Source organism: Myroides sp. ZB35, assembly GCF_001865835.1.
Classification (GTDB): domain Bacteria; phylum Bacteroidota; class Bacteroidia; order Flavobacteriales; family Flavobacteriaceae; genus Flavobacterium; species Flavobacterium odoratimimum.
In genome coordinates this window covers 3,847,792-3,859,845 of sequence record NZ_CP017769.1, presented here as the reverse complement: position 1 = coordinate 3,859,845, position 12,054 = coordinate 3,847,792, and the positions used below count along the sequence as shown (strand labels likewise).

The following is a 12,054-nucleotide window of genomic DNA, read 5'->3' as shown; positions in this document are numbered from 1 at the left end:
TTTAAATTAGGAGATCTTTTTAAGTACCTTTGTCACTTTCAATCAGTAGAATAGTAATAATTCTTTAGTTTGGTATCATGGTTAAAGAGACATTGATAAATGTAGGAGAGCGGTATGCTAGTCATGGCATAAAAGGGAATATACAGTTGTTAGATATGGAAGAGTTACATATTGATCACGTTTCTTTACAGCATAAAACTAGACAACAGAAAGAAGTGTTAAGAGATCAGAAGCACATTGAGCTTTTCTTTTTGTTTCAAGGAGAACACTTTTACCAATCCAATAAAAAACAATGCGTCAATACTTCTACAGGACGTTTTAGTTTTTTTCATCTACCTTATATTGATGGCTCCCTTGCTTTTAACCCTGTTGAAGAAAACTACAGTGCTATAGGCATAGAACTAACATTGCCTTATTTAGAGCGTATGTTTAATGGAGATCTAGAGTTGTTAGGAGACTTTGGTAAATCTTTGTACAGTGAGAGAGAAAGTGCTTTTTCTTCTAACTTAATGATTGTTCCAGAGATGAAGAAGTTACTGTATGACTTAGTCAATAATTCTTATGATGGTATGATGAAGAAGATTTATATGGAGACCAAGATTGTAGAGCTTCTTCTTTTAGTGATTAAGTATAGTGGAGATTATAAATATGAGATGGTAAGTGGTTCACTGACGAGGAGTGATGTTGATAAGCTATATTATGTCAGAGAGTTAGTGAGTAATAATCTTCAGAATCCATATTCTTTAAGAGAGCTTTCTAGATTAGCAGGAATCAATGAGTTTAAACTAAAAAGAGGGTTTAAAGAACTGTTCTCTACTACCATTTTTAATCATCTCTATGATGAGCGTATGGAATTGGGGCAGAAGCTATTGATAGAACAAGATTTATCTATCGCAGATATCGCACAACAAGTAGGGTATAAAAATCCTACACACTTTACTGCTGCTTTTAAACGCAAGTTTAATGAGTTGCCTAAAGATGTAAAGAGTGGTAATTTTGTTCAGTTTTAAGAATTAAGAGCCAATCCCTTTTTAGCTAAAAATAAACAGTGCAGAAGGAGGAAATATCAAAAGTAAGGTGATTGCTTTTAGTATTGTTCTACACTGTTTGAAGTAGCTAGTAATTGGGGTTACTAACCGAATTTTTTACTTCCAGCTACGCATAGAATAACGCCTACAGTTACTGCAATCATAGCCGTGCTTACCTGTTCGTTTAAAAGACTTGCCGCAAGTGCTAGACCAAAGAAAGGCTGTAATAACTGTAGTTGTCCTACAGAAGCAATACCTCCTTGTGCTAATCCTTTATACCAGAATACGAACCCCACAAACATACTAAATATTCCTAGATATGACACGCCTATCCATGCTTCTGTGCTTATTAGAGAAGGTACTTCAGGAGCTGTGATTAACATAATCGGTATAGATACAGGAAGAGATAATACGACTGCCCAAGAGATTACTTGCCATCCGCCAAGAGATTTAGATAGTTTAGCTCCTTCAGCATAACTTAGTCCACATAATAAGATAGCGATAAGCATTAATATATCGCCTATAGGAGAACTTGTAACCCCTTGTAGAAAGGCAAACCCCACTACTAATAGACATCCAAGTATCGAGAATAACCAGAAGATAGACTTTGGTTTTTCTCCACCTCTCCATACCGCAAATACAGCAGTACACATCGGTAATGTCCCTAAGAACACTAGTGAATGTGCTGAGGTGATATATTGTAACGCTAATGCGGATAATAAAGGAAATCCAATAACTCCACCTATAGCGACTATAAATAAAGGCAATAATTGTTTTTTAGTAGGTCTTTTTTCTTTAAAGACAAGTAGACATAACAGTGCTAATATACCAGCAATACCTGCTCTAGCTGCTGTTACAAATATTGGGTCTAATTCTAGTACAGCTACTTTAGTAGCAGGCATAGAACCACTGAATAGTAGTACTCCTATGAATCCATTGATCCAACCACTTGTTGAAGTTTGTTGTGCTGAATCAATTACACTAGTTTGTTTCATTTTCTTGATGTTTTATTTTTTAACAAAAATATACTGTATTAGTATGTAGTACAGTATCAATTTTGTAATTTTGAAAGGACACAGTTGAGATTGTTATGGAACAGAATTATTTGTATTTGAATATAGCAGATGCTATTGCTAGTCAGATTAGAGCAGGCGTACTAAGAGAAGGAGACAGACTTCCTTCTGTAAGAATGTTGTGCACAGAACATCAAATTAGTATGAATACAGCCAAACGAGTGTATTTAGAACTAGAGACACAGGCATTAATAGAATCTAAGCCTCAGTCAGGATATTTTGTAAGTAACCTATCTTATACGGATATTCCTTTGCCTCAGCCGAGTAACCCTATCTTTTTAGCAAATAATAAGGAACCTAAGGAGATTATTCGCAAGGTATATTCTAATATGGGAAATAGAAAGCTGACCTTATTCTCGTATAGTACACTATATGATGAGTTTTTGCCTTTGGCCAAAATGAAGAAAGAGATTATAGCAGCCTCTAGGTCGTTAGTAGATGGAGGGATAGAATATGATTCTGTACAGGGCAATCTAAATTTGAGGAGAATGATTGCACAGCGTTCTATCACTTGGGGAGGTAGTCTTAAAGAAGAAGATATTATTACGACTAATGGAAGCATGAGCGCTATTTCGTTGTGTTTATTAGCATTAGGCAAACCTGGAGATACCATTGCAATAGAAAGTCCTTGCTACCCAGGTATCTTTCAGCTAGCTATTGATTTAGGATTTAAAGTGATTGAGTTACCCACAGATCCAGTTTCTGGTATTGATGTGCAGTCTCTTAAAGATGCAGTAGAGCATATCGATATGTGTCTATTGATCTCTAATTATAATACTCCATTAGGAAGCTGTATGCCCGATGAGAATAAGAAGGAAATAGTAGAACTCTTAGAGAAACACGATATCCCATTGATAGAGGATGATGTCTATGGAGATATGTATTTTGGTAATCAGCGTCCTAAATGTTGTAAAGCTTTTGATAAAACAGGTAATGTGATCTGGTGTAGTTCTGTATCTAAGACCTTGACTCCTGGATATCGCGTAGGGTGGGTGTCACCTGGTAAGTATAAGAATAAGATCATGCATCAAAAGTTAGTACATCTAATCTCTACACCTCCTTTAATGCAAGAAGCTGTAGCTAGCTTTATGCGCTCAGGTAATTATGATAAGCACCTGCGTAAACTTAGAAAAGACATCTATAGCAATTATCAGAAATATTTGAATACTATTATTACTAGTTTTCCATTGGGAACTAAGGTTAATCGTCCTCAAGGTGGATTATCACTATGGATTGAGTTTGACCCTTCTATTGAGGCGATGGATTTATACGACTTAGCTATTGCGGAGGGCATTAGTATAGCACCAGGTAGAATGTTTACGGTACAAGAACAATTCGAGAACTGTATCCGACTGTGCATAGGCTTGCCTTGGTCAGAGAATGTTGAAGCCAAACTAAAAAGAGTAGGAGAGTTGAGTAAACAATTATTGAGGAAATAAGAAGACTTTCTAGTTTTATAATTTAAGTGATTTTATTTTTTTGAATATAAATACATGTAATTGTTTGTTAAAATAAATGAATATCGTTTTGTGTTGCAATATTTTTTGATTTTATTCGTTTTAATTAAATAAAACTCAAAAACTTTATTTCGCAATTATGAAATTATACTCTTTAACTGAATTGAACGATGTTTTAAATGGCGTTGTTGTAGGAAGTACATTAAGACAGATTAGTACAGCTGAGCAGTTGGAAAAAGCCAAAGAATGTCAAGTCTCATTTATAGGTAATAAAAAATACGAACGCTTATGGGGGGAATCAAAAGCCCCTATTGCTATTGTAAATAAAGATATTTCTATTCTACCAGGTATAGATAGGGCGTTTATTAAAGTAGATAATGTTGATTTAGCATTAGCGAAGTTACTTACACTATTTGCGCCTAAGATGCCTGTATTTAAAGAAGGTATTCACCCTAATGCCACGATAGATAGCACAGCAGTAATAGGTGAAGGAGCTAAAATAGCAGCTGGTTGTGTAATCGGTGAAAATGTAATAATCGGAAAAAATGTAAAGATGTATCCTAATGTCACTGTATTAGATGACAGTACGATTGGTGATAATACGATATTGTGGTCTGGTGTCATTGTGCGTGAGCGCAGTCATATCGGACATAACTGTATTTTACATCCTAACGCAGTGATTGGAGCTGATGGATTTGGTTTCTGTCCGTCTCCTGAGTTAGGGTTAGTGAAGATACCTCAGATCGGTAATGTAGTTATCGGTAATTATGTTGAGATAGGAGCGAATTCATGTGTAGATAGAGGAAAGTTTAGCGCTACCATTATTGGAGATGGTTGTAAGATTGACAATCTTGTTCAGATAGGACATAATTGTGAGTTAGGAAAATTCTGTATTATGGCTGGTAATAGTGGTTTAGCAGGTTCAGTTACACTAAAAGACTTTGTGGTGATAGGAGGTAGTGCTTCTATTAAAGATCACGTTACTATCGGACAAGGTGCTGTAGTAGGAGCTGGATCAGGAGTGACTGGAGATGTGGAAGCTGGTAAGACAGTATTAGGATACCCTGCTCAAGAAGCAAAAACAACGTTGAGACAATGGGCTGCACTAAAGCAATTGGTAACCAATAGAACAAAGAACTAATCTTTTAACCCAAAATACGCAATAGACATATAAACGAAAAGTAATTATACAAAATAGGTCTGAATTAGTGACACAAGCATACACTAGTATGGTTTTAGAGCTAATGAAAAAGCTATGAAGTAGAATGGTTTTGCAGTATTTAGGTTTAATAATAATCTATAAGCGACTAACTGATAAGGGTTAGTCGCTTTTTTTATATACCTCTATTTGTGATGATTCATTTATTAATCTTGATAGATTCTATTGATATACTGTAAGGCATTCGTAGCTTCTTCTACATTTACTTTTAGGACAAGTCGTTTACCTAGTTCTATTTGTAGTTCTTGAAAGAAAGTAGTCATGGTGTGAAAGGCTTCCCATGTATTTTGAATATTAGCATTGCTATAGGTTCTTAATACCTTGTTATAGTCTTCATCGCTTAAGTAGTTCTTAATGAATTTACCTGATTTGCCTATAGAAACGCTAAAATGGTGTTCACTCCCTATTTTCCAAGCTAGTAATTGTAAGAACATAGGACGGACGACAGACTCCATCATATCTTTTGCATATACTCTTTCTTCTCTAGCCAGTCCCTTAGCGACATTAGTAGAACACCACCAAAACTCATTACACACTTCTGTAAACTCCCGTTGAGTAGGGCGTTGTACATGATAGTCAATATCAGAAGACTCGGGTATGTCTTTAAATATTCCATCTTTGTCTAGCCATACGATAGAGAGACTGTCTTTTTTATACTGCTTTAATTGATCTACTGGGAATAGGGTAAGGTCTAATCTACTACCATCTTCATAAATCATTAAATAAGCATACGAAATAGAAGGAATACCCTCTTCATTACCTAAGTGCATATCATCAGGTAATTGTTGTAGGGCAGGCTGTCCAAAAGTTTTGTAGACAATACCCTCTTTCTTGATACTTTCTATATCTGTCACCATATAGATGATATCATAATCTTGGTACTGATCAGGAGTAACCATCGGGTTAGCCCTTGAGCCATTGAGAATAACAGCTCTAATGCGGTCATCTTGTTTGGCTAATTGAAGGATCTCTGTTTGTAATGGTGAAGCCATATAGGTGTTTTTAAGACGAATAAGCAAGATAATTAAATTAAAATGATTCACAGTGGTGTTTTTAGGAGTAGAATAAAGTTTTTTAATAGTCTAGCATTGCCACTCAAATACAATGCTATTACTCAACAACTAGAAAATCCATAGATAAGGACGTATATCTCACTTGATCTGCATAGCCATTAAGAAGGAAGTTCTACATTAGGAAGAGGTACTACGAGGTAGTAAATGCCTGTGTGTAGCTCTAATTGAAGATAGTTACTGCTCGTTTTTATTCTTCAAAAACAGCAGTGGTCGCATAGTTATCGCATAGTGATGGCATACTGCTCGCATATTTTTGCCTGCTTTTTATGCGACCACTATGGAATCAAACTACGATTAGTATATCATCATAGCTATATACAGGGTATCAGGGGGATAAGTCAACGACTTCTAATGTTGAGTTCTGAAGTACAAGAAGTGTTGTCTTCCTTTTTAATGAATCTAAATAATACTCCTTCTTGCGTCTTTTATATTCCTTTTAGCGTCAGTACTCAGGCAAAGGGATGCCTACTTTTGCCCTATCAATAAGAGAGATAGTCTTCCACAGAGCTATTCTATAAGAGAGATCAAGATGAAAATACCATACCTTACTTTATCCTTAATCGCTGTTTTATCATTTAATTCTAAATCTGTTTTTGCACAACAAGATACTTTACAAAATACAGGGTTAAATGAAGTGATTATTCAGAGAGAAACCAAAGCCGAAAAAGAAAGTCGTCAACCTATACGTGCTACTGTACTTGATGTAAAAGCGATGAAACAACAGCCGTCTAGTGTGATAGAGCTGATGAACAGAACAGTAGGTGTACGAGTGAGACAAACAGGGGGATTAGGTAATGCTACTAATTTGATGTTGAACGGTTTTGAAGGAAAGGCGATAAAGTATTTTAAGGATGGGGTTCCGATGGATTATTTAGGGAATGCCTTTAGTTATGCTATTGTACCGCCTACGATGATTGATCGCATTGAGATCTATAAAGGGGTGGTACCTGTAGCCTTAGGGGCAGATGCACTAGGAGGAGCAGTTAATATCGTAACGAAAGAGCCTGAAAGTAATCAATCTGTAGATGTATCTTATCAGATAGGTTCTTATAACACTCATAGAGGTACCGTAAACGCTTATTTTCAAGATAAAAAGACAGGTTTATTCGGAGGAGTAAATGCTTTTATTAATTACTCTGATAACAATTATAAGGTCAATGTGCCTTACACTGATCCAGAAACGGCACAGGTAAGTAGAGAAAAACACAAACTGTTTCACAACCGTTTCTCTAATGGATTTGTAGAAGGGTTTGTGGGAGTGAAGAACAAGACTTGGGCAGATGAATTGCGTTTGACTGTAAGTAGCTTTTACATTAATAAACAACACAATTACGGGATGACGATGAACTATCCATTCGGAGGAGTGACGAGTAATATGAATTCTGTAGTGCCAACACTTCGCTATCGCAAGGCTTTTTTAGATAAAGACTTGAAGTTAGATCAATTCCTTGTCTATAATACACTGCATTCTAGTTATACAGATACGATTAAAGGGTTTTACGACTGGAGAGGGAAGTTCACTCCAGTACCTAGTAAGAATGGAGAAGCGACTACTAGTGGAAGCATCAAAAAGTTACGTTATTATAACTTCGTATCTCGTACTAATCTATCTTACCGATTAGACAATGGGTTTATAGAGTTAAACTCTGTTTACAATACCTCTACTCGTCGTGGTTCTGACCCTTACGGAGAGACATTTCCTTTCTCTAAGATAGATATGTTACAGCGTTCTGTAGTATTCCAAAAGTGGATTACAGGGTTAAACTGGAGATTATACGCCTTAGATGATCGTCTGACGAATGACTTATCAGCGAAGTATTATTACCTGCGTACAGAAGGGTATGAGAGTGCGCATGGAGACACTTCTATGGAGCAGAAAAGATCTAAAACAAAAGGGAACTGGGGTGTATCAGAGTCGTTAAAATATCAGATTAACGATCGTATGTATGCTAGATTCTCAGGAGAAGTAGCCGTGCGTCTACCAGAACAAGAAGAGTTCTTCGGAGATGGAACATTCACGCGTACCAATTTTGCTTTAAAACCAGAAAAGAGTTGGAACTATAATCTAGGATTTAACTATAATAATCAAACCAACTTCATGACAGAGGTCAATGTGTTCTACAGAAGAACGCATGATATGATCATGCTGTTAAACACGGGTATTTTTGGTAATTACGAGAACATAGAAAAGATAAAAGGAGTTGGAGTAGAAGTAGATGCAGCATATTCTCCATTAAAGTGGTTGAGACTGTCTGGTAACGTGACTTATCAAGACTTTAGATTATATGATAAAGAAGACAAGACATATGAAGGTTCGCGTTTGAGAAATACACCTTATTTCTTTGCTAACCTTGGTCTGCGTACTTCACATGACAATGTATTCAAGGCAGGAGACAAGTTCTCGTTCTATTACAACTACAGTTTTGTAAAGGCTTATTACCTAGACTTTATTCCTAAAGAATTTGAACCTAGTGGTTTCTTAGGACTATGGGGAAAAGCACAAGTTAATGCAGAAGCCTATGTGATTCCTGATCAGAATTTACATTCTACAGGAGTGGTGTGGAGTTATTCACCTAAACTGTCTTTTGGTTTAGAAGCTAAGAACTTGTTTAACAGTGAAATATTTGACAATTACAAAATACAAAATGAAGGATTTAGTCTTCATTTTAAAGTGAATATGTCCCTTTAAAAAGGAGCAATTTAGAAATACAGAAACTTATCATTAAAACACAATAAATTTATTAAAATGAAAAAAAGCATTTTTAGTACTAAAACGATAGGAGCATTAGCTATGGCAGGGTTATTTGCTTTTGCATCATGTTCATCAGATGATAATTCAAGTTCAGAGCCAACTAAACCAGTTGAGCCAACGAAGACATCTTATGCGCTATTAACAGCTACATTAGGAGTACAGCCATTCGTAGGATACTTATCTAACTATGATAAAATGCCTGAAGGGGATTTAGACAATATCCATAAGGGGTCATTACAGATAAAAGGGAATGGAATGAAAGCGTATGGAGAATGGGTATTCCAACGTCTTCAATTAGGACGCGTTTCTTCTCCAGATGACGGTATCTTGAGATATTCTATTAATGCAGACGGTTCTTTATCAGAGACAGGTAGAATCACAGGAATGTCTTCTAACTTTTATGTACATGATAAAACGACTGGATACTATGCTGATATAGGAAGAGGATTGTTAAAGATACAAGTATTCAATCCTTCTACAATGCAGCGTACAGGAGAAATAGACCTTTCTGTAGTAGAAGATAAAAAAGCAGAATACCAAGCTGTGGGATCTCGCTTTATCGCGTCTAAAGATGGAAAATTATATGTAGATATCATCACAGGTTCTAAAGATGGACAAGGTAGTCAGATGAAAGACCCTGCTCCAGGATATATCAAACTAGCAGTGATCGACATCGCTACTGGTAAATATGAAAAAACGATTCAAGATAACCGTATCAGCTATGTAGGATATGGTGGTAACGCGAATCAAATGTGGACTATGGGAGATGATGGAGCGCTATATATGTGTTCTCATGGGTTCGGAGTAAATGGAGCGACTAATGGTTCTGCTATTGTTAGAATTAAAAAAGGAGCAACAGAAATAGATAAAGATTGGATCATTAAGATTGATGATTATGTAAAGAATACTACAGTAGGTTCAGTAGGGGTAAAAGATGGTAAATTATATACTGCATGGAGTGATAAAGCATTCTCATACACAGATATTTTGCCAAACCCTAATTTTACATACTATGCTTTTGATAAAGAGAATATTGCTGCAGGACCAAAAGCAGTAACTGGTATACCTCAATCTACTTATGCATTCCAAGATGCTCAAGCGATTACTACAATAGATGGTAAAGTGTACTTCAGAGTAGTGAATAACAAAGATTACAACGGATACTATGTATTAGGATCTGATAATGTAGCTAAACCTGCGTTTAACATCGGTAAAGGTGGTCAAGTATGGGGATTAGTGAAATTAGTTAAATAAGATAGTTTAATTATTTAGAACTTGACTTGTTGAGTTCGATTGTAATAGTAGAGAGGGGAACTTCTCTACTATTACTTTTTAGATGAAACAGGGAACAGGAAACGGGGAACGGGAAACGGGGAACGGGAAACGGGAAACAGGGAACAGGGAACGGGAAACAGGGGACGGAAAACAGGAAGCTGGGAACGGGGAACAGGAACGGGAAACTGGGAACAGGGAACAGGGAACAGGGAACGGGGAACGGGAAACAGGGGACGGGAAACGGAAAACAGGAAGCTGGGAACGGGGAACAGGAACGGGAAACAGGGAAATGGGAAACCGATGGCATGATAGCTCAAAGTAGGGAGACTTTGCAACGAGAACAGAACAAAAAACGATTTCACAGTTTCACGATTTCACAAAACAACAAAATCACAAAACAACAAAATCACAAAACAACAAAAACAATAATATGGCAACAGATAATGTGCTATGGCGTATTGTAAAACCAGTCAAGAAGAAGCTAAACTTTGCAATGGCTCTTTCTGTGGGTTCTACTTTATTGACAATAGCCAATTTAATAATATTAAGTTACCTAATTAATGCACTGTATCACGGAAATACAACACAATTGTTGTATCTATTCGGAGCGATGATCTTATGTGTAGTAGTTAGTTATGTATTACGTCTAAAGTCATTTGACGTATCCCATTACGCAGCTTTTGATTTAGAAGCTATTTTGCGTAAGAATATCAGTCACCATTTGGCGAAGTTACCATTAGGGTTCTTGACTGAGACAGGTTCAGGAGCATTGACTAAAATCTTAAATGAAGATGTTCGTTTATTACATGGATTTGCGGCAGATAGTACCCCTTTATTTGTGCGTACGTATGCCTTTCCAGTAGTTACTTTGGTTGCATTATTTTGGTTTGATTATAGAGTAGCATTAGTTTGTCTAGCTATTCTTATCGTAGGGCTTGGGTTCTTAGCATTAGCGATGAAGAATAAGACAGAAGTAACACATCAATTTAATAAAGCAAAAGAAGATATTAATGTAGCTGTGATAGAGTATGTACAGGCAATGCCGGTAGTACGTGTATTCGATGGAGGGGAGAAGTCATTTGTGCGTTATGAGAATGCCTTACAACGCTATTTATCTATTATTACCTTGTGGTTTAAGGAAAACGGATTGAATGCTAAGTTGTCCATGTTTATTTTAAACCCGCTACCTACATTTATTATATTACTTGTGCTAGGAACGTATTGGTTCCAAGAGGGGTCTTTGAGTTTTGTGTCTTTTGTAGCCTCTTTATTATTGGGGACAGGAATGATAGAGTCTATTTTGCCTTACCGAAGTTTGACTAATGTGATCTCTAGAGCTGCAATCAGTGCAAAGCGTATAGAAGAATTACTAGAAGTAGAACCTTTAACTTCTACAGGAGAACAAACTTCGGTAAACGATACAACCATTGAGTTTGACAAGGTGTCTTTTACTTACCCTGGTAGAGAGGACAAGGCATTAAATAATATCAGCTTTACGGTGAAGCCAGGTACTTTTACTGCTATTACAGGAGCATCAGGAGCAGGGAAGTCTACTGTAGCTCGTTTGTTACCTCGTTTTTGGGATGTTAGTGATGGAGAGATAAAATTGGGTGGAACAGATATCCGCCAATTAAAACCTGAGGTATTATTAGATACGATATCATTTGTGTTTCAAGACAATTTTATCTTCTCTGATACGATTGCTAACAATATCAGAATGGGCGCAGAGGAAGCTACATTAGAAGAAGTAATGGAAGCAGCTAAGGCTGCCCAAATACACGATTTTATTATGCAACTTCCTAATGGGTATGAGACCTTTGTAAAAGAAAGGGGAAATAACTTCTCAGGTGGACAGAAGCAACGTCTAGCGATTGCTAGAGCGATCTTGAGAAATAAACCTATTCTTATCTTGGATGAGGTAACTTCATTCTCAGATACAGAAAACGAACTATTACTGATGCGTGCTTTCCGCAATTTGATGAAGGACAAAACAGTCATTATGATCGCTCATAGATTAGAGACAATCAAGAATGCGGATCAGATTATTGTGATGGATAAGGGAAACATTAGCGAGATAGGAACACATGAACAATTAGCAGCTAATCAAGGAATATATCAAGCGATGTGGCAATCGTATACACAAGCGAGAAATTGGCATATTAAATCAGATAAGTAAT

At 36.5% G+C, this 12,054-nt stretch carries 8 protein-coding genes; 6 read left to right on the top strand and 2 right to left on the bottom strand.

Annotated features, from left to right (window positions below):
* Nucleotides 1–77: 77 nt before the first annotated feature.
* A complete protein-coding gene (locus tag BK054_RS17080) occupies nt 78–1,010 on the top strand; it encodes a helix-turn-helix transcriptional regulator (RefSeq protein WP_006261634.1) in 933 nt (310 codons plus the stop codon).
* 122 nt (nt 1,011–1,132) lie between these two features.
* Here the strand turns inward: BK054_RS17080 and BK054_RS17075 are convergent, their stop codons facing one another.
* Nucleotides 1,133–2,023, bottom strand: coding sequence for a DMT family transporter (locus BK054_RS17075; RefSeq protein ID WP_006264114.1), 891 nt, complete (start codon nt 2,021–2,023; stop codon nt 1,133–1,135).
* 95 nt (nt 2,024–2,118) lie between these two features.
* Here BK054_RS17075 and BK054_RS17070 point away from each other — a divergent pair, with 95 nt between their 5' ends.
* Nucleotides 2,119–3,540, top strand: coding sequence for a PLP-dependent aminotransferase family protein (locus BK054_RS17070; RefSeq protein ID WP_006261632.1), 1,422 nt, complete (start codon nt 2,119–2,121; stop codon nt 3,538–3,540).
* 157 nt (nt 3,541–3,697) lie between these two features.
* Nucleotides 3,698–4,699 (top strand): UDP-3-O-(3-hydroxymyristoyl)glucosamine N-acyltransferase, encoded by a 1,002-nt coding sequence (lpxD, locus tag BK054_RS17065; RefSeq protein WP_006265727.1) that lies wholly within the window; start codon nt 3,698–3,700, stop codon nt 4,697–4,699.
* A 224-nt stretch (nt 4,700–4,923) separates the two neighbouring features.
* Here the strand turns inward: lpxD and BK054_RS17060 are convergent, their stop codons facing one another.
* Complete coding sequence (locus BK054_RS17060; protein ID WP_006265726.1) at nt 4,924–5,769, bottom strand: aminoglycoside 6-adenylyltransferase; 846 nt, start codon at nt 5,767–5,769, stop codon at nt 4,924–4,926.
* Between the two features lie 610 nt (nt 5,770–6,379).
* Between BK054_RS17060 and BK054_RS17055 the strand changes: the two genes are divergently transcribed.
* From BK054_RS17055 to BK054_RS17040, 3 genes are all read left to right on the top strand, one after another.
* On the top strand, nt 6,380–8,539 hold the full coding sequence (locus tag BK054_RS17055) for a TonB-dependent receptor (RefSeq protein ID WP_006265725.1): 2,160 nt from the start codon (nt 6,380–6,382) through the stop codon (nt 8,537–8,539).
* 57 nt (nt 8,540–8,596) lie between these two features.
* A complete protein-coding gene (locus tag BK054_RS17050; RefSeq protein WP_006265724.1) occupies nt 8,597–9,856 on the top strand; it encodes a hypothetical protein in 1,260 nt (419 codons plus the stop codon).
* Between the two features lie 451 nt (nt 9,857–10,307).
* The gene (locus BK054_RS17040) at nt 10,308–12,053 is read left to right on the top strand and encodes an ABC transporter ATP-binding protein (protein ID WP_006265722.1); all 1,746 of its coding nucleotides are present in this window, start codon (nt 10,308–10,310) and stop codon (nt 12,051–12,053) included.
* Nucleotide 12,054: the final 1 nt, after the last annotated feature.